The organism is Demequina oxidasica (assembly GCF_000975115.1).
Classification (GTDB): Bacteria; Actinomycetota; Actinomycetes; order Actinomycetales; family Demequinaceae; genus Demequina; species Demequina oxidasica.
The window spans coordinates 1,173,577-1,195,748 of the sequence record NZ_BBRE01000001.1; the positions used below are offsets into that span (position 1 = coordinate 1,173,577).

22 protein-coding genes and 1 tRNA gene are annotated in these 22,172 nt (G+C 63.7%); 11 read left to right on the plus strand and 12 right to left on the minus strand.

What is annotated here, in order from left to right; genetic code table 11:
• Window positions 1–48: 48 nt before the first annotated feature.
• Genes AOP77_RS05405 through AOP77_RS05430 form a run of 6 tightly spaced genes read right to left on the minus strand, consistent with a single transcriptional unit; the run spans window position 49 to window position 6,311 of the window.
• Window positions 49–1,059 carry a serine/threonine-protein kinase gene (locus AOP77_RS05405; RefSeq protein ID WP_062210335.1) on the minus strand — a complete coding sequence of 337 codons (1,011 nt, stop codon included), beginning with the start codon at window positions 1,057–1,059 and terminating at the stop codon, window positions 49–51.
• Window positions 1,059–2,531, minus strand: coding sequence for a peptidoglycan D,D-transpeptidase FtsI family protein (locus AOP77_RS05410; protein WP_062210339.1), 1,473 nt, complete (start codon window positions 2,529–2,531; stop codon window positions 1,059–1,061). The genes AOP77_RS05405 and AOP77_RS05410 overlap by 1 nt, the downstream gene beginning before the upstream one ends.
• A complete protein-coding gene (locus AOP77_RS05415; RefSeq protein WP_062210343.1) occupies window positions 2,532–3,875 on the minus strand; it encodes an FtsW/RodA/SpoVE family cell cycle protein in 1,344 nt (447 codons plus the stop codon).
• A complete protein-coding gene (locus AOP77_RS05420; RefSeq protein ID WP_062210345.1) occupies window positions 3,875–5,080 on the minus strand; it encodes a PP2C family protein-serine/threonine phosphatase in 1,206 nt (401 codons plus the stop codon). The genes AOP77_RS05415 and AOP77_RS05420 overlap by 1 nt, the downstream gene beginning before the upstream one ends.
• A 1-nt stretch (window position 5,081) precedes the next feature.
• On the minus strand, window positions 5,082–5,600 hold the full coding sequence (locus AOP77_RS05425) for an FHA domain-containing protein FhaB/FipA (RefSeq protein WP_062210348.1): 519 nt from the start codon (window positions 5,598–5,600) through the stop codon (window positions 5,082–5,084).
• Between the two features lie 3 nt (window positions 5,601–5,603).
• A complete protein-coding gene (locus tag AOP77_RS05430) occupies window positions 5,604–6,311 on the minus strand; it encodes an FHA domain-containing protein (protein WP_062210351.1) in 708 nt (235 codons plus the stop codon).
• A gap of 47 nt (window positions 6,312–6,358) precedes the next feature.
• Between AOP77_RS05430 and AOP77_RS05435 the strand changes: the two genes are divergently transcribed.
• The 8 genes from AOP77_RS05435 to AOP77_RS05470 all read left to right on the plus strand — a co-directional run bounded on the left by AOP77_RS05435 (window position 6,359) and on the right by AOP77_RS05470 (window position 13,910).
• A tRNA-Leu gene (locus AOP77_RS05435) sits at window positions 6,359–6,442 on the plus strand.
• Between the two features lie 161 nt (window positions 6,443–6,603).
• Entirely contained in the window at window positions 6,604–7,173 is a 570-nt protein-coding gene (locus AOP77_RS05440) for a P-loop nucleotide/nucleoside kinase family protein (RefSeq protein WP_152649782.1), read from the plus strand.
• Window positions 7,174–7,357: 184 nt separating this feature from the next.
• Complete coding sequence (locus AOP77_RS05445; protein ID WP_062210357.1) at window positions 7,358–8,518, plus strand: LacI family DNA-binding transcriptional regulator; 1,161 nt, start codon at window positions 7,358–7,360, stop codon at window positions 8,516–8,518.
• Between the two features lie 68 nt (window positions 8,519–8,586).
• On the plus strand, window positions 8,587–9,351 hold the full coding sequence (locus AOP77_RS05450) for an ATP-binding cassette domain-containing protein (RefSeq protein WP_062210360.1): 765 nt from the start codon (window positions 8,587–8,589) through the stop codon (window positions 9,349–9,351).
• Window positions 9,348–10,457 carry an ABC transporter permease gene (locus AOP77_RS05455; RefSeq protein ID WP_062210363.1) on the plus strand — a complete coding sequence of 370 codons (1,110 nt, stop codon included), beginning with the start codon at window positions 9,348–9,350 and terminating at the stop codon, window positions 10,455–10,457. Before AOP77_RS05450 ends, AOP77_RS05455 begins: the two co-directional genes overlap by 4 nt.
• A gap of 2 nt (window positions 10,458–10,459) precedes the next feature.
• Window positions 10,460–11,485: an ABC transporter substrate-binding protein gene (locus AOP77_RS05460; RefSeq protein WP_062210366.1), complete on the plus strand. Its 1,026-nt coding sequence runs from the start codon at window positions 10,460–10,462 to the stop codon at window positions 11,483–11,485.
• A 120-nt stretch (window positions 11,486–11,605) separates the two neighbouring features.
• Window positions 11,606–12,970, plus strand: coding sequence for an FGGY-family carbohydrate kinase (locus tag AOP77_RS05465; protein ID WP_062210370.1), 1,365 nt, complete (start codon window positions 11,606–11,608; stop codon window positions 12,968–12,970).
• A 52-nt stretch (window positions 12,971–13,022) separates the two neighbouring features.
• Entirely contained in the window at window positions 13,023–13,910 is an 888-nt protein-coding gene (locus AOP77_RS05470) for a hypothetical protein (protein WP_201774090.1), read from the plus strand.
• Between the two features lie 58 nt (window positions 13,911–13,968).
• Here AOP77_RS05470 and AOP77_RS05475 read toward each other — a convergent pair whose 3' ends face one another.
• On the minus strand, window positions 13,969–14,955 hold the full coding sequence (locus AOP77_RS05475) for a LacI family DNA-binding transcriptional regulator (RefSeq protein ID WP_062210375.1): 987 nt from the start codon (window positions 14,953–14,955) through the stop codon (window positions 13,969–13,971).
• 76 nt (window positions 14,956–15,031) lie between these two features.
• Complete coding sequence (locus AOP77_RS05480) at window positions 15,032–15,760, minus strand: SDR family oxidoreductase (protein WP_062210378.1); 729 nt, start codon at window positions 15,758–15,760, stop codon at window positions 15,032–15,034.
• A gap of 178 nt (window positions 15,761–15,938) precedes the next feature.
• On the opposite strand from AOP77_RS05480, the gene AOP77_RS05485 reads away from it, so the two are divergent.
• Genes AOP77_RS05485 through AOP77_RS05495 form a run of 3 tightly spaced genes read left to right on the plus strand, consistent with a single transcriptional unit; the run spans window position 15,939 to window position 19,419 of the window.
• On the plus strand, window positions 15,939–16,640 hold the full coding sequence (locus tag AOP77_RS05485; RefSeq protein ID WP_062211514.1) for a nucleoside/nucleotide kinase family protein: 702 nt from the start codon (window positions 15,939–15,941) through the stop codon (window positions 16,638–16,640).
• Entirely contained in the window at window positions 16,637–18,103 is a 1,467-nt protein-coding gene (locus AOP77_RS05490; RefSeq protein WP_062210380.1) for a mannitol dehydrogenase family protein, read from the plus strand. The genes AOP77_RS05485 and AOP77_RS05490 overlap by 4 nt, the downstream gene beginning before the upstream one ends.
• A gap of 56 nt (window positions 18,104–18,159) precedes the next feature.
• Window positions 18,160–19,419 (plus strand): AGE family epimerase/isomerase, encoded by a 1,260-nt coding sequence (locus tag AOP77_RS05495; protein ID WP_062210383.1) that lies wholly within the window; start codon window positions 18,160–18,162, stop codon window positions 19,417–19,419.
• Window positions 19,420–19,487: 68 nt separating this feature from the next.
• Here AOP77_RS05495 and AOP77_RS05500 read toward each other — a convergent pair whose 3' ends face one another.
• From AOP77_RS05500 to AOP77_RS05515, 4 genes are all read right to left on the minus strand, one after another.
• Window positions 19,488–20,021: a type 1 glutamine amidotransferase domain-containing protein gene (locus tag AOP77_RS05500; RefSeq protein WP_062210385.1), complete on the minus strand. Its 534-nt coding sequence runs from the start codon at window positions 20,019–20,021 to the stop codon at window positions 19,488–19,490.
• A gap of 71 nt (window positions 20,022–20,092) precedes the next feature.
• The gene (locus AOP77_RS05505; protein WP_062210388.1) at window positions 20,093–20,329 is read right to left on the minus strand and encodes a hypothetical protein; all 237 of its coding nucleotides are present in this window, start codon (window positions 20,327–20,329) and stop codon (window positions 20,093–20,095) included.
• 8 nt (window positions 20,330–20,337) lie between these two features.
• Window positions 20,338–21,618, minus strand: a complete 1,281-nt coding sequence (locus AOP77_RS05510) for an inorganic phosphate transporter (RefSeq protein WP_084622341.1) — start codon at window positions 21,616–21,618, stop codon at window positions 20,338–20,340.
• 160 nt (window positions 21,619–21,778) lie between these two features.
• On the minus strand, window positions 21,779–22,171 hold the full coding sequence (locus tag AOP77_RS05515) for a YchJ family protein (RefSeq protein ID WP_062210391.1): 393 nt from the start codon (window positions 22,169–22,171) through the stop codon (window positions 21,779–21,781).
• Window position 22,172: the final 1 nt, after the last annotated feature.

Here is a 22,172-nt window from a genome sequence, read left to right on the forward strand (position 1 = left end):
CTGGCTTAAGGGTTCGAGTATTCGCGAACATTGTCGCATTGTTGAGGGTCATCGCGGCCCCGACGGCCGTTCCGGGTGCGGACGGTAGCTCTTGGGGGCGATGCTTGGAGGCATGGCGCGGGCCGGTGCTGGGCGTTGTTCGGAAGGGGCCACAGTCGTTGGTGAGCCATCCGCTGTGCCCGCCGCAGCATCGGGCGTGGATCCCGCTGGATCCAATTCGAGCGGGTCCAGCGACGGCTCCTCAAACGTGAAAGTGGCCAGATGGCGCTCCAACTCGGCCGCCGTCTTGATGCGCTTGCGCGGATTCTTCTCGAGGAGATTGTTGATGACCTTGGCCATCGGCGGGCTTACCGTGGCGGGTAGCCGCGGAACGTCATCGTTGACCTGCGCGATCGCAATGTCGACCGCGCTCGCGGCCGTGAACGGACGTCTCCCCACGACGGACTCGTAGGCGATGATGCCGACGGCATAGAGGTCCGATGCCGCGGTCGCTGCCTTGCCTAGTGCTAACTCGGGCGCCAGGTACTGGGCGGTGCCCATCACCATGCCAGTGGCAGTGAGCGTGGTCTGGTCCATCCCGCGCGACACGCCGAAGTCCGTGACCTTGACCATGTCGTGCTCCTGGACCAGCAGATTTCCGGGCTTGATGTCGCGGTGCATGACGCCGGCGTCGTGGGCTGCTTGAAGGCCGTTGCACGTGTGGCGCAGGACGGTGACGAGGCGACGTTCGCTCAGCGTGCGCTCGCGTTCCAGGATGGTGGACAGCGGCTCACCTTCGACCAGTTCCATGACCAGATAGGGCGTGCCGTCCACCTCGCCGTAGTCGTAGACCTGCGCGATGTTGGGGTGGCGCAAGCCCGCGGCGTTCTTTGCCTCGTTGCGAAAGCGCTTGAGGAACGTCTCGTTCTTGGCGGCGCCGTCCTTGAGGACTTTGACTGCGACCTCGCGATCGAGCTCACTGTCGGCTCCTCGCCAGACCTCTCCCATGCCGCCTACAGCGAGGAGCGAACGAAGCACGTAGCGTCCGCCGAGGGTCGTGCCGGGTTGTAACGCGCCCATCAGAGGTCACCGTCCTCGGCCAGTTTGGCCTCCATGACGGCCTTAGCGATGGGAGCCGCGACCACGCCACCCGTCGGGTCCTTGCCGGCCGCGCCCAGGTCGCCACCGTTCTCCACCAACACGGCAATCGCGATGGTGGGCTTGTCCGCTGGCGCGAAGCCCACGAACCACGTGTGCGGCGGAGCGTCGGTGCCGGTCTCCGCAGTTCCGGTCTTGCCCGCGACCTTGACGCCGGGAATCTGGGCTCTGGTGCCGGTGCCGTTGTCGACAACCCCGACCATCATGTCCCGAAGCTTAGAGGCGTCCGCACGCGTCATCGGCTGACCGTATTCGGTGGGCTCCGTCTTCTGGATCACGCTCAGGTCGGGTGCCCGCACCGTGTCGACCAGGTACGGGTTCAACAGGGTGCCCTGATTGGCGATCGCCGACGCGACCATCGCCATCTGCAGCGGCGTGGCACGGTCGTCGTACTGGCCGATCGACGCCATGGCGGTCTGAGCTTCGTTAGGGTCCACGGGCAAGTTGGAGGCGGCGGCGCGCAGTGGAATGTCGATCTGATCGGTCCAGCCGAACTCCTTGGCCTTGCGCTCGATGACTCCCCAGCCCAGTGACATGCCGAGGTTCGCGTAGGCCGTGTTGCACGACACTCGCAGAGCATCTGCCAGGGTCATCGTGTCTCCCGAGGTGCACTTCTCGCCGCCATAGTTGGTCATGGTTGCCGATGTCCCGGGCAGGTCAAGTTCCTGTGGCGCGTAAACCTCGGTGTCGGGCTTGTAGCCGGACTCGAGCGCGGCGGCGGACACCACCAGCTTGAAGACTGAACCCGGGGGATAGGTGTCTCCGGCTATTGCGCGGTTGACGAGAGGTCCAGTTGGATCGTTGAGTAGCTCCTGGTAATTCTCGTTGACCTGTTCAGTGTTGTGTCCCGCAAGTGCCGCCGGGTCATACGTGGGTGAGGTGACCATAGCGAGAATCGCGCCGGTGGTGGGGTCGAGTGCGACGACGGCACCGCGCTGGTCACCTAGTTGCTCTGTGGCCACTTGCTGCAGTGTTGAATCAAGCGTGATCGATACCGAGGCGCCCTCCTGCTCGCGCCCGGCAAACAGGTCACCCAGACGGTTCCAGAACAGCGCATCGTCGGAGCCGTTGAGCAGGGTGTTCTCCGTCTGCTCCAGGCCCGAGCGGCCGTAGACGATCGAGTAGTAACCGGTGGCCGCCGCGTACAGCGGCCCATCCGCGTAGGTGCGCTGGTAGTTGAAGGGGTCGTCGACGGGAACGGACTTCACGACCGTCTCGCCGTCCACCACGAACGGACCGCGGAAGGAGCCGAACTCGCGGTACAGCGTACGGACGTTGCGGCCGTCGGCATTGAGATCGTTTGCGGTGATCACCTGGATATAAGACGCACCGGCCATGAGCACGAGGAACATGACAAGGATGACGACGCTGAGGCGCCGGACTGGCTCATTCATCTACGTCACCACCTGCGACGGTCGGCGTGCCTGATCGGATATACGTAGCAGCAGGCCTACCACCATCCAGTTCGCGAGCATCGACGAACCTCCGTAGGCGAGGAACGGCGTGGTGAGTCCGGTGAGCGGAATCACGCGCGTCACGCCACCCACCACGATGAACACCTGGAGGGCGAGCGAGAATCCCAGGCCCACGGCAAGGAGCTTGCCAAATCCGTCGCGTACGCCAATCGCGGTGCGCATCGCGCGCTGCACGATGATCACGTACAGCGTCAGGATGGCCATGAGGCCGGTCAACCCCAACTCTTCACCTAGCGACGAGATGATGAAGTCGGACTCCGCGTAAGGCACCAGGTCGGGGCGCCCCTCGCCCAATCCGGTACCGAGCAGCCCGCCGGAGGCCATGCCGAAGAGGCCTCGTACTAGTTGTTCGGATGCGCCCGATGCGTACACGGCCGGGTCAAGCGCGTGCAGCCATGCCTCGTACCGCGAGTGGACGTGCGCGAACACCGTGCCAGCAAAGGCGGCACCCGCGACGAACATTCCGAGCCCCACGATGACCCAACTCAAACGCTCGGTAGCGACGTAAAGCATGGACAGGAAGATTCCAAAGAACAGTAGCGAGGTGCCCAGGTCCCGCTCGTAGATCTGCACGAGCATCGACGCGAGCCACACCAGGACCAGTGGTCCCATGTCCCGCGGACGGGGGAAGCGGATCCCTAGAATCTTGGGACCGGCGAGCGCGAGCGTGTCGCGGTTGGTGACCAGGTACCCCGCGAAGAAGATCACCAGCGCAATCTTGGCGAACTCGGCGGGCTGGAGCGAACGCCCAAACAGGTGGATCCAGATGCGGGCGCCGTTGATCTCCGTGCCGATCACCGGGAAGAGCGGAAGCAGCAGCCCGATGAGGCCGACCAAGCCCGCGGTGTAGGTGTAGCGGCGCAAGACACGGTGGTCGCGGACCAGCAGGATCACGCCGATCATGAGCGCGATCCCAAGGATCGCCCAGCCGATCTGTACGTTGCCAAACGTGGTGTCACGCCCACGCTCGGCGTACGCGAAGTCGATGCGTCGGATCATGGCGATGCCGATGCCGTTCAAGGCGAACACTGCGGGCAGGAGCACGGTATCCGCGGACGGCGCGTAGCGGCGCAGGACCAGGTGGGCGGTGGTGGCAAGCGCGACGGCGGTGAGCGCGTAGAGCCCTAAATCCCTTAGCTCGAGCACGTCGGCGTGATAGTCGACGAGGCCTCGCGCCAACACGGCGATCATCACCGCGATGGCGAGCAGGGCAACCTCTGACCTACGTCCTTGGTGGACGCGGATCTCAGCGACAGTAGCCACTAGTTGGTTTCCTCGAGCGTGCCGACGACCTCGTAGGCGTCCGAGACAGAGTCAACGCGGATGGTCTCGATGATGCGGTCGCGCTCGAACGGGGCCAGGCTATCGAGCGAGACGGTGGTCTCGGTCACCAGGTTGTGCAGGTTCATTGGCCCGATCTCGCCAGGGATGCCCCGGTAGATGGACACCTGACCGTTGTGATCGCCTATGTAGTACTGCGTCTGCGTCCACGCGTAGCCGCCCCACGCGGCGGCAATCACGGCGAGCAGAGCGATGACAGGCAACAACCAGGGGCGAATCTTTGGCCATGTGGAGGCCCACCAAGACGGCTCCTCGTCGTCGTCGGGATCCGCGTGAGCGGAGAGCTTGGCGGCCTTACCCGCCGCGCCGTGCCCACCCTGCGAGGGGCGGTGACGATCCCTTGCGGCGGAGCCAACAATCTGCGACGCAGTGGCAGGACCCACGCCGTCGGGTGACGCATCGATATCCACGATGTCGCCGATGATGCAGGTGACGTTGTCCGGTGCCCCCGCGGCAATTGCGAGCGAAACCAGTGCATCGGCGCAGTCGGCGGGGTGCTCGACCTCGAGCATCGTGCGGTGGATCGTGTCGCGGCTGACGACGCCGGACAGCCCGTCGGAGCACAGCATCCAGCGGTCGCCGGGACGCGTCTCGCGCACTGAGATGTCGACGGGCACGTCGGCGTCGATGTCGCCGAGGACTCGCAGCAGCATCGATCGCTTGGGGTGGTTCTCGGCATCGGCCACGGAGAGGCGACCGGTGTCTACGAGGTGCTGAACAAAGCTGTGGTCAGTGGTGACCTGGTCGAACTCGCCGTCGCGCAGCAGATACGCACGGGAGTCGCCGATGTGAGCCATCGCCAGCGAAGATCCCGCGCGAAGGAGCGCGGTGACGGTGGTGCCGAGGCCGGAGAGCTCGGGGTCATTCTTTGCGCGCTGCACGATCTCCGCGTGTGCGTCGGCGATGGCCTCCTTGAGCTCGTCGAGCGCCTCATCCGGGCCCAAGGACTCCCCATCGAGCTCCGCGAGCCGGCCAATTACGATGGACGATGCGATGTCTCCGCCGGCCGCGCCACCCATGCCGTCGGCAACCAACAGCAAGTGAGCACCGGCGAATCCGGAGTCCTGGTTGTTGGCGCGCACCAGTCCCACGTCGGAGCGCGCGGCAAAGTTGATTCCTAGAAACACGTCACGACCTCAGTTCGATCGTGGTGGCACCGAGCGAGAGCTTGTCGCCCAGGTGGAACGGCACCGGGTCGTCTACGCGCTGGTTGGACAGGAACGTGCCGTTGGTGGAACCGAGGTCCTCGACCATCCACTGACCACCGTCGGGGTAGACGCGGCAGTGACGCGAGGAGCAGTAGTCGTCCTCGATCACTACGGTGCACGTGGCGGCACGGCCGATCATGACGGGAGCGCTACCGAGCGGAATCGTGGTGCCCTTGAGCGGGCCGGCCGTCACGGCGAGGTGAGCGGCGGTGGACTCCCGAGGAGACATGCCGCCGGTGCGAATACCGGTTGACGCGCGGGATGGCGTGGCCATCTTGTCCGCACGGCCATCGGTCTTGCGGCGGTTCATGCCCTTACCGCGCGAGGTAACACGCGTGCCGTAGAGGTCCGCGCGGAGAACGCCAATTGCGGACAAAACCAAAGCCCAAAGAAGGATCAGAAACCCCAGTCGCAGGAGCGTGATCGAGATTTGGCTCATCGCCTAGTCTTCTCCGTCCGCGGCAATCCCATCCCAGTACATGATGGTGGTTCGTCCAATAGTGATGGCGTTGCCGTCTAGCAGCGTCACTTCGTTGATTCGTTGGTCTTCCACGAAGGTACCGTTTGTTGAGCCCAGATCCGTGAGGATGGTGCCATGGGGCGTCACTTCGAACCGAATGTGCTGCCTGGAGACCCCAGAATCGTCCACGACGATGTCCGACTCGGAGCCGCGGCCCACCGTGGTGTTGTCGCCGGTGAGGTTGTAGCGCATGCCATCCACGTCGAGCAGCGGGAAGCGTGACTGCGAATCGCGGCTCGTCGCCGGGGCCACCGGGCCGCGAGTGGTGCGGGAAACCACCGCGTAGCGGCCGGTTGCGAGGGAGTCGTCCTTGGTGAACTCGACGCCTACCGATCCCACAAAGCTGTAGCGCTGGCGCTCCGCGTGGACCTGCAGCGCCTCCTCGAGCTCGTGCTGCATGGCGTCCTCGCCCCAGCCGGTCACGGTCTCGTAGTCCGTGGCCGACAGTGAGATCGAGTATTCGTTGGGCGTTACCGTCCGGCTACGGTCGACTACAGCCGCGCGGGCATCGGCCTCCCGCTTGAGCGCGGCGGCGAGTTCAACCGGCTTGACACCGGACTTGAACGATTTCGCAAACGCCGTTTGAACGGCGTTCTCGACGCCCTTCTCGAACCGGTCTAGTACTCCCATGGTCACATCGTATATGCGCAACAATTCGTGTTAGAGTTTCTCGGCCAGCGCGAGTGGCGGAATTGGCAGACGCGCACGGTTCAGGTCCGTGTGTTCGAAAGGACGTGGGGGTTCAAGTCCCCCCTCGCGCACAATAAGAAAGCCCCAGTCTTCGGACTGGGGCTTTCTTGCGTTTCGAGGCTGGTCCGTGCGTGAGCGCACGCATGTAGCCAGTCGAGCGTGGCCGGCCCGGCCGCGGCAAACTGTCAGTCATCGGACTGGGGTTGGATCGCCGTGAGGTTAAGGTACGAGGGTGAGCGACTACCCCCTGGCAATAGTGATGACTGGTGCCCCTGCGTCGGGAAAGTCGACAACTGCGATGGCGCTCGGACGCGAGATCGGTGCCGCGGTCCTGGACCAAGACTCGATGACGAACCCGCTGGTCGACGTGATCATGAAGTCGATCGGGACGTCGGATTACTCTGATCCGCGCGTCGCCGCCCTCACGAGAGACGCACGCTACGAATGCTTGCTGCAGGTCGCCTCGGACTGCCTCCGCGGGGGAGCTTCGGTCATCCTGATTGCGCCCTTTACGGCGGAGCGCGCCGATGCCGCGGCTTGGAAGCGGTTGGAATCACGGCTCAGTGACGCGGGTGGGCAGGTCCACTTGGTGTGGATTCGCCTCGAGCCCGAGCTGCTCATCGAACGATTGATTGCGCGCGGTGCGGCACGCGACGCGGAGAAGGTCGCCAATCCTGACCGCTACCTGACGTCCGTGAATCTCGGGCCACCTAGCGTGGGACACATTGAGATCGACGGCGCCGATGATCCGCAGGACCAGGTGACCCGCATCGCCGCGGCACTTCCCCTACCTACCAGGTAGGTCACTCTCCGCGCAGCGCGGATTGCGCTGACGGCGTGCTGTCGCGATGGCGCACGTGTGAACGCGGCTGTCCGATTGCCCCCAAATGTCACGTCTTTGCAACAAAGATGACACCGATGTCAAATACCGCTTGACATCGGTGTCATAGCGCCCCATGATGGGAATCGCTGTTCCAATGACAACGATGACATGCCTCGATGAGGAGGGTGATGAAGATGCTCGCAACTGGCTCACAGTCGGCATGTGCAACCGTCATCCTCGCTGCGGATGCGAACCCGGGGGCGGCATCGTGAAGAGCCACAAGGAACCCATCTTGCGAGACGTCGCCATGATGGCCGAGGTCTCCATCAAGACCGCCTCACGGGTGCTTAACAACGACCCGAGCGTCGCCCCGCTTACTCGCGCCAAGGTGCTTGAGGCCATGCGGGAGCTCGACTACCGTCCAGACCCGGCAGCCCGCTCGCTTCGCGCCGGCCGCGATCGCAGTGTGGGGGTAGTCGTCGAGGGAATCGGCGATGTGTTCGTGGCCTCGTTGGTCGCCAGCATCGAATCCCGCTTGTCGGACGCGGGATATCAAGTGCTCATCACCTCCAGTCACCGCGACGTGAGCCGCGAGCGAGCCATCGTCCAGGACTTCCAGCAGCGTCGTTGCGCTGGGGTCATTGTGATGCCGTGCACCGAAGACAGCCTCGTGGGCCTGCGCCTGGGAGACCTGCCCGTGGTGTTCGTCGACAGAGTCGGCGAGTTTCCTGGCTCGCAGTCCGTGGTCTCGGATGACTTTGGCCTTGCCCGTATTGCCGGGAAGCACCTCACGAGCCACGGGCATCGCCGCATCGCAATCGTGAGTGACTCGCAGTCCGTGCCAACCACCCGAGACCGTCACGCAGGCTTCCGGCAGGCCATGGAGGACGGCGGGATCACTTTTGATCCCGACTTGGTGCGTGATGACTGCCTGGATGAGAGCTACGTACGCGACGCCATCAACCAACTGTTTGCGCTTGACCAACCCCCTACAGCCCTGATTGCGACCAACACCCGTCTGTCCATCGGTGTAGTACCCGCCCTGCACTTAGTGGGACGTACGGACACGGCATTCCTCGCATTCGGAGACTTCCCCATGGCGGAGAGTCTCACGCCTGCCATTACGGCAATCGACCACTCGCCCCACCGGCTGGGTCAGATTGCGGCGGAAACGCTGTTGGCCCGGCTCAAGCCGGGAGCACTCGACGTCTCCACGGAGCCGATCGTGGTTCCGGCGGGCTTGATTGTGCGCGGTTCCGGCGAATTGCCGCCGCGCCCCACAACTCAGAACTCAAGCGCCGCGATACCCGCGCGCGCTACCTAGAACATCTGGCGAATCGACAAAGGAGTGGACATGACCAGTGCGGCAAGAACCTCAGGAAGGGGTCAACGATGACAACACCAATCTACGAAGCGCGAGACATTTCACGCTCATACGGATCGGTACGTGCGCTAGAGGGCGCCAACTTCGATGTGTATCCGGGCGAGATCTCGGCACTCATCGGTGACAACGGTGCGGGTAAATCTACGCTCGTCCGCATCCTGTCCGGGGCCGAGCAGCCAAACGGTGGTCAGATTCTGTTCAACGGCGAGCCCATTCAACTCGAGACTCCGACTGATGCTCGAAGCCGTGGCATTGAGACGGTGTTCCAGGACCTCGCTCTGGCAAACCACCTTGACCCCATTCAGAACATGTATCTGGGACGCGAGCTCATGAAGCCGGGCGTCATGGGTGCGCTCGGATTCATGCAGCGCTCCGCCATGAAGAACGAGGGCAAGCGCGCGTTCTCCGAACTGGGCGCTACGGTGCGTAACTTCTCCGGGCCAGTCGGCGGAATGTCCGGTGGACAGCGTCAGGCCATCGCCGTGGCGCGTGCCGCAGCGTGGGCCAGCGAAGTGATCTTCCTCGACGAGCCCACGGCCGCACTAGGTGTGGTTCAGACCAAAGGCGTCATGGACCTCATCCGCCGCATCCGTGACAAGGGAATCGCCGTCGTGCTCATCAGCCACTCCATGCCGCACGTACTCGACGTCGCGGATCGCGTGCACGTCTTGCGTCATGGCAAGCGAGTGGCCGTCATGGACGCAAAGAGCACGAACGTCGAGGAGCTCGTGGGAGCCATGACCGGCGCCCTCGATGGAAAGGAAGCAGCATGAGCCTCGAAACCGAAGACACGGTCAAGCTCCGCGAGACCGAAGACAGCGTGATCCGACAGCCGTTCACGTCCCGCCTTGGCGACGCGATCAAGTCGCAGGCAATGCAGATTGTGTTGGTCTGGTTGGCGATCGTGGTGATCTTCTCGGTGCTGAGCCCCGACGCCTTCCTGTCTGTTTCCAACTTCCGCAACATCGCGATCAGCGTTTCGATCCTCGCGATTCTGGGTGTGGGCACCACATTCATCATCGTCACCGGCGGCATCGACCTCTCCATGGGCTCAGTACTCGTCTTCAGCGGCGTGGTCGCGTCCATGGTGATGGAGAACGTGGGGACGGGACAAGGGTGGGGCGTCGCCCTCCTGGGCATCATCGCGGCCCTCGCGTCTGGTCTCGCTTGGGGGCTACTGAACGGGTTCCTTGTCGCCAAGGCCAAGGTGCCTCCGATGATCGTGACACTTGGTACCTTCGGCGCGGCATTGGGCCTGTCCCAGGTCCTCACCGGCGGCATCGACCTGAGGGCGTCGCCAGATGTCCTGGTCGACACGGTCGGCTTTGGAAGCCTGTTTGGGGTCCCCAGCCTCGTCATCATCGCCACCACCGTGGTGATCATCGGCATCATCTTGCTGAACCACACGCGCTTTGGTCTGCGTACGTCCGCCGTTGGCTCCAACGCCGAGGCTTGCCGACGCGTAGGCATCAACGTTGACCGACAGCTCATCAAGGTCTATGCCTTCGCGGGACTCCTTGCGGGTCTTGCCGGGGTGCTGAACCTGTCGTTCTTCCGCTCCACCACGATCGCCGGCCACAGCCTCACCAACCTGGATGTCATCGCGGGTGTCGTCATCGGTGGAACGAGCCTCTTTGGCGGCATCGGCACCGTATTCGGAACGCTGGTCGGACTCTTTATCCCCGCCACGCTGCGCAACGGCTTCGTGATTCTAGGCGTCGAGCCCTACTGGCAGCAGGTAGTCGTGGGGGCCTTCCTCGTTGGCGCCGTCTACGTCGACCAGACACGAAGAGCCGCGAGTTCCCGGGGCACCACTCGAACATCTCTGTATTCAAGAATTTCTCACCGCAATCGCAACACCAACCGAAGGGAAAGTTAGAAATGCGTCACAACACCACCATCAAGGTAGCTTCCGTGGCTGCCGCAATGGCGTTCACACTAGCTGCTTGCTCAACGTCGAGCGAGACTGAATCGGAGTCCACCGACTCCGCCGCAAGTAGCTCCAGCGCTGAGGCTGGTTCGTCAACCGATGAGCTCAGTGTCGCCTTTATCCAGGGCGTCATTGGCGACAACTTCTACATCTCGATGGAATGTGGCGTGCGCGCTGCAGCTGAGGACCTTGGCGGCATCGATGTCAGTGTCCAGGGTGGCCAGAAGTGGGACCCCGCGCTTCAGCAGCCCATCGTCGCCTCCGTCATGGCAACCAGCCCTGACGCAATCCTGATCGCGCCGAACGACATCTCGGCACTGCAGCGCCCGCTTGAAGAGGCCGCTGAGGGCAGCGAGATCGTCCTCGTCGACACCACAGTCGAGGACCCCTCCTTCGCGGTCTCCGAGATTGCCTCGGACAACGTGGGCGGCGGCGCGGCAGCGTTCGCAGCCATCAAGGAGATGGTGCCCGACGGCGGTCAGGTGCTCGTCATCGACAATCAGCCCGGAATCTCGACCTCGGACGCTCGCGTCCAGGGCTTCGAGGAAGCGGTCAACGCTGACGACTCATTCGAGTACGTGGGCGTGCAGTACGCCAAGAACGAGCCGGCAAAGGCTGCTGAGATCGTCACCTCGACGCTCCAGCGTTACCCCGACCTCAAGGCCATCTTCGCCACCAACATCTTCAGCGCTGAAGGTGCCGCTACCGGCATCGAGCAGGCTGGCGTTGCCGGTGAAGTGCAGGTTGTCGGCTTTGACGCCGGCCCCGCACAGGTTGAGGCACTCGAGGACGGCACCGTCCAGGCTCTGATCGCTCAGCAGCCCTACCAGATCGGTTACCAGGGCGTCGAGCAGGCAGTCGCGGCCCTTAAGGGCGAGCCTACCGAGGCGAAGATCCAGACCGGATTCTCGATCATCACCAAGGAAACCCTTGGAACGGAAGAAGGCCAGGCGGCGCTCTACGCGTCCACCTGCTAGTTCAACCACGCACCACGGTGGTCCTCCCGGCAACACGCCCGGGAGGACCACCCCCCCCGGGCGGCGACGACAAGAGCGCGCGCCCAGTAAGACCCCCACCACACCTGAGAAGGGATCGCCATGCCCGCACACTTCGTAGCCGGCCTCGATTTGGGTAGTACCGGCGTCAAGATTTTGGTCCTTGATCACGCGGGCGCAGAGGTGCTCGTGGAGCAGCGGCCCACGCCTTGGGTCACCGGCCCGGGTGGCACCACTGAGCTCGAATCGGCAGCACTAATGGCTGCTGTGAGTTCACTCCTCGAGACGGCGGCCGATGCTGTGGCTCGGCACGCAGGAGACGCGGGGGCTCGTATCTCCTCCATTGCGGTCTCGGGCATGGGTGAGACGGGGTACCTGGTCGACGGTAATGCCAAGGCGGTAGCTCCGGCCTTCGCCTGGTTTGACCCTCGCGGCACCGAGCAAGTCGCCGCAATGCCGCGGGACTTGCGAGCGGACTTTGCTGGCCGGACGGGCCTGCCGCTTGGCGCCCAGGTATCCGTGGCGAAAATACTCTTCTTGCGCGACCGTGGACTCGACCTTGCCAACTTGCGCTGGCTCAATCTCCCCGAATTCGTCGCTTCCGAACTTGGTGCCCAGCCAGCATCGGAAATGTCCCTCGCGTCCCGTACGGGGCTGCTCGACCAGGACACTGGCCGCGCATGGCCGGAGATGCTCGCCTACCTGGGGGTCGCCGAGTCGTTCGTGCCGCCTTTGGTGCCGGCAGGGGCGAGTCTCGGCTTCGCGGAACGGGACTGGATTCCCGCCGTCATTCGTGGCGCGGCCGTGACCGTCGCAGGCCACGATCACTTGGTGGCCGCGGTGTCTGGCGGAACCATCCCCGGGTCTCAGTACCAGGTGTCGATGGGAACGGCCGAGGTGATTCTGCGGGTGCTGGACGAGCCGCCGTCGCGTGCAGCGCGCGAACGTCTGGCGGAGTACCTCATCAACTGTGTCCGGCACGTCGTAGACGGCCAGTTCGTGCTCGTGGCCGGGGTCAAGACCGGTCTACTGATGCGACGCAGCCTCCACCTCTTTGGCATCAGCGACTCGCAGGGTAGGGAAGAGCTTGACCGCCAGGTCTGCGCTTTGCCCCCCGGAGGCTACCTGCCGGCAGGTTCCATCGTGGTGAAGGGGGCTCGCAATGACGACGGCGTGCTGTCGCTCACGATTCCCGCGGACGGGGTGACTCCGCCCGAGGTGTTCCGGGCAGTGCTCCTGCACGGCAACGACGAGATCGAAGTCTTGCTGGAGGCGATGAACCGCGAGGTTCCCCCCGCAACGTCCACCTTGCTTTCGGGCGGCTGGGGCGCGATGGAAAGCGTCCGCAAGGCCCGTACCCAGGTCCTGCCCAACCTGCGGGTTTCCGCGCGTTCGCAGGACACCGCCTTTGGCGCAGCGATGGCGGCGAGTGCCCTATTGGAGACCGCCGCGGCCAACTCGCACTGAGTGCAGTTGGCATGACACCAAGACCTGACCCCACTACTAAATGGAGATAACCATGGCTAGGAATGAACTAAACACTCGGGAGAAGCGCGCAATGGCCGCCATCTCGACGGCATCCGGCAACATGCTCATCGTCGCGGCGGACCAGCGCAACGGAATGAAGGCTGTCATGACGGATGGCCCCAACGGCGCAGTCACGCAAGAGGAACTCGCTGACGCCAAGGCCGACTTGGTCCGCTACCTCGGCAACGAAGCATCGGCGATCCTGCTCGACCCCGAGGTCGCGTTGCCCGCCATCCCCGACAACGGCGTGCTGACGCGCGACACTGCGTTAGTGGTCGGCATGGACGCGTCTGGCTTCGAGGAGATCGATGGTCTTCGCTTCACTCGTTTTGTTGACGGGGTCACTCCGCAGACGGTGCTGGACCTCGGCGGCGACGTCGCGAAGATGCTCTGGTACATGCGTCCAGACCGCCAGGACGCGAGTTCGCGCGTGGGTCAGGAGATTAAAGATCTCGTTTCCGCGTGCGAGGCGGCCGGCCTGCTGCTGATCGTTGAGATCCTGACGTATCGGCTTGAGGACGAGAGTGAAGAAGAGTACGCCGCCAAGCTGCCGGGCCTGATTGCCGACGCGACGCGCGTCTCAGTCGAGTGCGGCGCCAAGGTACTGAAGCTTCAGTACCCCGGATCTGCCGAGGCCTGCATCGCGGTCAACGAAGCAGCCGACGGAGTGCCGTGGGCCGTGCTGTCGGCCGGCGTTGACCACACCACGTTCATCGGGCAGGTGCGTACCGCGGTGGCGAATGGCGCCAGCGGAGCCATGGCCGGCCGTTCGTTGTGGAAGGACAGCCTGTCCGTGAGCCACGACGTCCGTGCGGAGCTGCTGACGTCTCGCGCCGTCCCGCGTCTGCGGGAATTGCAGGCTGCGGTAGACCGCGCCTAGCGCGCCGGAGATAGACCGTCCGCTGTCGTCGAGTTTCCCCCTACTTGGCGGCAGCGGACTACTTCGTTGCTGGAGCGCTACTCGACTCGCGGATGATCAACTCAGTGGCGACTTCAACCCGGCGCGGGTACTCGCCGTCGGGGTTGTCGATGCGGTCTAGCAAACGTTGTGCGGCCAGCTCGCCAATCCGGCGTGGGTTCTGCGCCATGGCAGAAATTGCCGGGTGCAGGGCATCGGCAAGGGGGAAGTCGCCGAACGACACGATCGCCAACGGCAGGTCACGGAGAGCGGGAGCCAGGGCCATGGTGGTGCGGGGGTTGGAGGAGAAGATGGCCGTCGGAGGCTCTGGCCTCGACAGCAGCGCTGCCAGCGCCTCGCTCGTCGCCGCTGGATTTGATGCGGCGACAACTTCAAGCGCGGGGTCGTACTCCAAGCCCGCGTCCTGTATCGCCCCCCGGTAGCCCGCTTGACGGGCGCGCGTGGTGGAGACGATGGTGGTGTCACCTAAGAACGCCACGCGCCGATGCCCGAGCCCAATCAGGTGACTCACGGCCCGGTGCGCGCCACGCTCGTCATCGGACTCGATCCAGTCGACGCTCAAGTGCACTGGCTGTCGATCTACAAAAACTATGGGCAATTGCGCTGTCCACGGGGCCAAGTACGCCTGGTCATCGCTACTAGGAGCAAGCACAAAGCCCTGAAGGCGCCTGCTCAGGAGCGCCTCGACGCGTTCCTGCTCGAGTTCCTGGTCTGCAATGGACGCGACCACCGTAATCAAGTGATTGTTGGCGGCGACCGCGTCAATGCCCTGGACCAGAGCCGCGAAGAACGGATCGCTGATGTCCGGCACGGCGATTCCGATGACGGGTGAGCGGCCCTGGCGGAACGTGGAGGCCAATCCGTTGGCGACGTAGCCAAGGTCTGCGATGGCGCGTTCGACTCGTTCTCGGGTCTCGGGAGCTACCTGGGGGTCTCCTGTATGGACGCGCGACACTGTCTTAATAGACACGCCCGCCTCGCGGGCAACGTCGCGCATGCTCACCATCGGGTGCCGCCTCCTCGGATCGCTCGGCAATTGAACATTCGCGCCGGTCGCTCCCAGTGCCACTGCTGATCTTCTCCTAGACGGCAGTGAAGCCGCCATCGATCGGCAGGTGCGCCCCGGAAATCATTGATGCTCCGTCGCTCAGGAGAAACACTACCGGTGCGGCGATCTCATCCTGCGTCGCCCAGCGGCCTAGCGGCATTTGGGCGAGGAACGGCTCGCCGATTTCGGGACGTCCCCAGTAGAACTCCGACATCTCGGTCATCACCACGGTGGGGTGGACACTGTTGACGCGGATGGCGTACTTGCCGAGCTCGAGTGCGCTGACGCGCGTGATGTTGTCGACCGCGGCCTTGGAGGATCCGTACGAGATGTGGTTCGCCAGGGCGACCAGTGACGCTTGGCTCGAGATGTTGACGATCGCTCCACCGCGGCCCAATCGGATCATGGAACGCGATGTGTACTTGGTGACGAGGAGTGTGCCGCGCGCGTTGACGGACATCACCTTGTCGAATATATCGATGTCAGTCTCCATTGGGGTGGCGATCTCGCCGCCAAAACCGCCACAGTTCACCACGCCCCACACGTCCAGGTCGCCGAGCGCGTCGGCAATCTCCTCCTCTGACGTGAGGTCGAACGCCAACGTGCGGCAACCTGTGCTTGAGGCGATGGGCTCGAGACTCGCGGAGGTGCGGCCGGTGGCAATCACGTCCGCATTCGCCGCGACGAGGTGGCGCACGATTGCGCCCCCGATGCCCCCCGTGGCTCCGGTGACCAGGATGGGGCGCTGTTCAAAATCAGTCATGGTGATTCCCGTTCTCAAGGATGGCGGACTGGCCAACCGAATCGCTGGACAGCGCTGTCTCAATCAGTAGATTAGCCAATTATGACATCGGTGTCATATGGTGGGTGACACCGATGTCATCACAGCGTAACCTTGCAATCAGTGACACCAGATAATGGGCGTATTCGAGGAGGCAAAGATGCCAAGTTTCAACGACGACAACGTTGTTACTCTGACGTGCGACGAGTTCGTGGAGCGCGCTCGGACGCTTCTCGAGAATCCTGGACGCACGATGCTTGGTGTGGTGGGACCGCCGGGGTCCGGAAAGTCGACGTTGACGACGGCGCTCGGTTCCGCACTAGGAGACCAAGTGGTCGTCGTTCCTATGGACGGATTCCACCTCGCGAACGAGCGCCTCGTAGAACTGGGACGCCGAGACCGCAAGGGCGCCCCCGACACCTTTGACGTGGCCGGCTACGTCGCCTTGCTCCGCCGTATTAGGGACCGCGAAGAATTGGTGTACGCCCCCCGATTCGACCGCGAGATCGAGCAGTCTATTGGCAGTGCGCAAGCCGTGGTCGCCGCGACTCCGCTTGTCGTCACTGAGGGAAATTACCTCCTGTCCGACACGGACGGCTGGCCCGCGGTGCGTGAGCTTCTCGACGAGGTTTGGTACATCGATGTGGAACTTGACGAAGTCCGCCGCCGACTCGAGGGGCGCCGTGTGGGGCATGGCCATGAGCGCGAGGCGGCCCGGAACTGGGTGGCGACTGTGGATGTGCCCAATGCGCAGACGGTGATCGCCACACGAGACGGTGCCGACTTGATCATCCGCGTCACAGGCGCGCCACCCACTGCCACCCAAAGGTCATTGCCCCAACCCGAGGACCTGGACTCATGACGATGCTTAGCGAAAGCACTCTCTCTAGGCTCGCGCCACACGTCAAGGTGCCGGATTACAACCGCGCTGACGTTCGCGTCGGAATCGTACACATCGGCGTCGGGGCGTTTCATCGTTCGCACGAGGCACTCTATGTTGACATGCTGCTGGCGGACGATCCTCAGTGGGGCATCTGCGGTGTGGGCGTCCGTGGCGCCGACGCGCCAACTCGCGACGCGCTCGTGCCTCAGGGAGGGCTCTACACGTTGACTACCGTGGACCCGCAGGGCGGCGAGGAGGTGAGGGCGGTGGGGAGCATCGTCCGCTACCTGCATGCGCCGGATGACACCGAGGCCGTGTTGAAACAGATGTCGGATCCGGCTGTTCGCATTGTGTCGCTCACCATCACCGAAGGTGGGTACGGGATTGACGACGCCACAGGCGAGTTCACCCCCGTCGACGACGCCACGCGTGCCGACATGGCCGGTGCGGAGGTGCCTACGAGCGCGTTTGGTCTCATCGCTGAGGCGCTGCGGAGGCGTCGGCGTAGCGGTCACGCCCCATTCACAGTGTTGTCCTGTGACAACGTGCAGCACAACGGACGCGTGGCGCGGACGGCATTGCTGGCGGTGGCAGAGGCGATGGACCCCGAACTTGCCATGTGGATCGCAGAGAACGTGGCGTTCCCCAGCTCCATGGTGGACCGGATCACGCCGGGCACCACAGATGACGTGCGGCGGGCAGTTGCCCTAGACACCGGCGTCGAGGATCGCTGGCCGGTGCGCGCGGAGTCATTCCTGCAGTGGGTGCTTGAGGACGACTTCCCCGCAGGGCGGCCGGAGTGGGAGTCGGCAGGTGCGCAACTGGTCAAGGATGTCCAGCCCTACGAGTTGATGAAGCTCCGTCTGCTTAACGCCTCCCACCAGGTGATGAGTTATCCGGCGCTGCTCGCGGGACTGACGTGGGTCGACGACGCGTGTCACGACGAGCAGATCGTGGCGCTGGTGGAGGGGTGGATGCGAGAGGCGCGGAACACCCTTGAGCCCGTGCCGGGTGTGGATCTTGATGAGTACTGCACGGACCTGATCGCCCGCTTTGGGTCCGCCGCCGTGCGCGACACGCTCGCGCGACAAGTGGTGAGCTCGTCGGATCGGATTCCCAAGTTCATCGTGCCAGTGCTCATAGACGGCATTGATCGACCCCCGAACCGGTATGGACTGTTCGCCCTGGCCTCGTGGGGCGTTTGGATTGCCGATGCGCTGGTCACCGAAGGCGCGTACGTCACCGACGCACGGTTGCCCGAACTGCTCGCGGCAGCAAGACGCGAGGAGGCTGGCGCCGAATCCGCCATGTTGGACATCGAGGCGATCTTTGGTCAGCTAGGACGGGTGCCTGAGGTGCGCGAGGAGTACTGGCAGTACCGCACGGCGATCCGTGAGCAGGGCGTGCGTCCGGCGTTGGCCGCCCTGCTGGCGGTCAGCTGATGGCACAGCAAGCAAAGAAACTTTCTGAATCAGAGACACAAATCAAGGAGTCGACAATGCCCGACAACGAACCGCCCGTCTGGATTGGCGATAAGGCGCACGCTCGCTGGCTCGAGGGTCACGCAGATGGGCTACTGCGGTTCGGGTCCGCCAGCGCAATCGACGTCGGATTCGGAAACCTGAACGCTGACGGTCGCGTGTCAGATACCCAGACGCTCGGTTACTCGGATCTCTATGTGACGTGCCGCATGATTCACTCGTTCAGCCTTGGTGCACTCCAGGGAAGGCCAGGTTGCGCGACGCTGGTCGACCACGGGCTGATGGCCCTGCGTCACGGCTTCGCGGACCCGATCAACGGCGGCTGGTTCTCAAGCATCGACGCTCAAGGACCGGTGGACCGCTCCAAACAGGCCTATAGCCACGCATTCGTCCTACTGGCAACGTCGTCGGCGTTCGTTTCCGGCCGCCCAGGTGCGGCAGAGTTGATGCGCGAGGCCATGAGTGTGCACCTGGAACGATTCTGGCGTGAGGACGAGGGCATGGCACTAGAGGGCTGGGATGAAGCCTGGACTCAGTCGGAGGATTACCGAGGAGTCAACGCCAACATGCATACCGTGGAGGCGTACCTCGCGGTCGCGGACGCTGTTGATGACCCCGCGTGGCGTTCGCGCGCGCTGACGATCCTCCAGCGCGTGTTTGGGTACGCGGCCGACCAGCACTGGCGCATTCCGGAGCATTTCACCGCCACATGGGACGTGTTGCCGCAGTACAACGAGGACCACAAGTCCCACCCCTTCCGCCCGTTCGGGGCGACGGGTGGACATGCGTTCGAGTGGGCGCGGTTGGCGTTGCATGCTCGCGCCGCCGAGCTCGCCACAGGGGCGGACGAGGATGGCGTCGCCTGGTTGCTCGATGGGGCCCGAGAACTGTTTGATACTGCTGTCGCCGACAGTTGGTCAGTGGACGGCGCCGAAGGCTTCGTCTACACCGTGGACTTCGACGGAGTGCCAGTGGTTCGCGAACGCATGCACTGGGTGGTCACCGAGGCCCTTGGCGCGGCTGCGGCGTTGTGGCTGGCGACGGGTGAGGTTCGCTACGCCCACGTCTACGCGCAGTGGTGGGACCACGCAGAGACTTACTTCCTCGACGGCTCGGGATCGTGGATCCACGAATTGGGTCCAGATAACTTGCCTTCGAGCACAGTGTGGGATGGCAAGTCAGACATCTATCACGCGTACCAAGCCGCTCTCATCCCGAGGCTCCCACTAGCGCCTACGTTGGCGAGCGCTGTTCGCAAGGGGCTTCTGGACGCCTGAGCATTTGGCGCCGGTTCCAGCTCACCCTGAAGTGTCAGATGCCACTGCGGCCTCCCCCTCGCGAAGCGCTACCGTGCGGCCATGACGACGGCGCTACTGAACGCGTCGAGATCCTTGGGAGAGCGTGAGGTCAACAACGTCCATCCCTCGGCGCCGCACTCCTGAAGTTCTACGTCCGCCCAGTGGGCACCCGCGTTCTTGAGGTCGGTGGACAAGGAGGGATACGAGGTTAAGGTTTTGCCATCAATGATTCCCGCCTCCGCCAAAACCCAAGGAGCGTGGCAGATCGCCGCAATGGTCTTGCCGGCATCGGCGAACGCCTTGACCAACGCGACGGCGGCCTTCTCCGTACGGAGGGTGTCCGCGTTGATGGTTCCCCCGGGAATCACCAGCACGTCGAATTCTGCGGGATCGACTCCCTCAAGAGTCGTATTCGGCTCGATTGATTTGCCAGGATCCTTGTCGCCGACCAGTGTCTCGATGGGGTCAAGGATGGGGGCAGCGATGGTGACCACCACGCCCGCGTTCTTGAGTGCCTCAAGCGGCTGGGTGAGTTCGTCCTGCTCGACGCCGTAGTTGGTGGAAATAATGAGCGCTGACATATTGTGCTCCCGTCGTTGGTTCAGGTGCGTACCTGAACGTCAACGGGAGCGCGGCGCGACGTATTCCGGTGCTAGTGGCCGCCCGCGGCGATATAGATGATCGCCCCCACAATGGCCAACACGATGACTGAGAAGCATGCGTAGGCCGCGATGCGGCGGGTCAAGGACACGGTGCCGTCCTCGCGAAATGCGGCCGGGCTGGCGATGGTGCGGACGCCAAGCGCGAAGAGCGCAGGCACGCCCGCGCCAAACAACAAGCCGACCACGATGATGTTGGCGATTGCGCCCCACTCGATGTACTCCGACATGGCCCGCCCTAGCCCTTCTCGCTCTTCTTGTGCTTCCTGTGTTTCTTTTTCTTGTGGTTCTCTCTGCCCTTTTTCTTGCCCTTTTTCCTACGCGGCTTGCTCTTGATGCGCATTAGTTGGGGGTTGTGTGAGGCGACGGACTGAGCAACAACCGACTCATTGTCGGCCTCAGACTCCCACTCGTCGTTGACGTTTTTGGAGTCCACCTTGGTCCGGCGTGACCGGAGGTAGATGAACGCCGAGGCGAGGACCAGGAGGCCGAAGATGACGTAGGCGCCGGCGGTGCCGCCGATTCCCTGCTCGATGAGGACGGCGAACGCGCCGACAGCGGCGGCGCAGGGGACGGTGATGACCCAGGCGCCGAACATGCGGCCGGCGACGGACCAGCGGACCTTCGCGCCCTTCATGCCCACGCCAGATCCCATAATCGACCCGGTCGCTACGTGAGTGGTAGACAGCGAGTAGCCGAAGTGGCTGGAGACCAGGATGATTGCGGCGGACGACGTCTCCGCGGCCATTCCCTGGCGCGAGGAGAGCTCCACGAGGCCCTTGCCGAGTGTGCGGATGACGCGCCAGCCACCGATGTACGTTCCGAGCGCCATGGCGAGGGCACAGCTGAGGACCACCCAGAAAGGCACGCCAGAGTCGCTCGGGGCAACACCCGAGGCGATGAGGGCCAGCAGGATGATTCCCATGGACTTTTGCGCGTCGTTGGTTCCGTGCGCGAGGGACACCAAGGAGGCGGAGCCAATCTGACCCCAGCGGAACATCCGGTCGTTGGTCTTGTCCTTGACGTCGCGGGTGATGCGCACCACGAGCCACGTTCCGATAGACGCCACTGCGATGGCCACGATGGGGGCAATGAGGGCGGGGATGAGGACCTTGCCGACCAGGCCCGTCCACTGCACGCCTGAGGTGCCAACGGCCGCGATCACCGCTCCGACGATTCCACCCACAAGGGCGTGCGAGGAGGAGGAGGGAATTCCGAAGAACCAGGTAATCAGGTTCCACAGGATTCCGCCGACGAGTCCCGCCAGCACCACTTCTAGTGTGACCACCCCCGAGTCGACGATGCCGGTGGCGATCGTCGCAGCGACGGAGAGGGAGAGGAAGGCGCCGACAAGGTTCAGGGAAGCAGAAAGCCCCACTGCCGTCTTAGGCTTGAGCGCGCGCGTGGCAATAGAAGTAGCCATGGCGTTGCCGGTGTCATGAAACCCATTAGTGAAGTCGAAGGCGAGCGCAGTCGCGACGACGAGCACGAGGAGAATCGATACGTTCGCGTAGTCCATCGTGCCTTAATCGTAGGGGCATCATCGGAGCGATTTTGTCCCTCTGACGCGTTCTTTTTGACAAGCTCGGACAGCCACGCACGGGTATGTGCGATTTCTCAGGCAATTCGTGGGTATTGTGCAGGCTACCGCCACCGTGGAACCCGCGCGAGGCGAGCGCTCAGTCAGAACGGTACCCATCCAAGTCGCCGTCAACGTAGAGCCACTCGTCTCCAAGCTTCTCAAAGCGACTGTGCTCACGCATCGTCCCGTGGTCCCCGGCGTCGCCCACAAAGTGGGCGGCAAACGTCACGGTGCCCGAGGCATCGGCCGCCTGGCCTTTGGTCGTGGCCACAATCTCCAGCCCCTGCCAAGTGCCGCCGTCGACGTCGAGGGTGGCGGGGCGGGTGGCAGGGTGCCACGTGCGCAATAGATAGGACTCGTCGCGGCGCACGTAGGCCGTGTAGCGCGAGCGCATGAGCGCCTCGGCGGTCGGGGCATGTGCCTTGCCTGTCAGAAACGGGCGGCAGCACTCTGGGAACGGCGTGCCGGAACCACACGGACATTGCGCCATG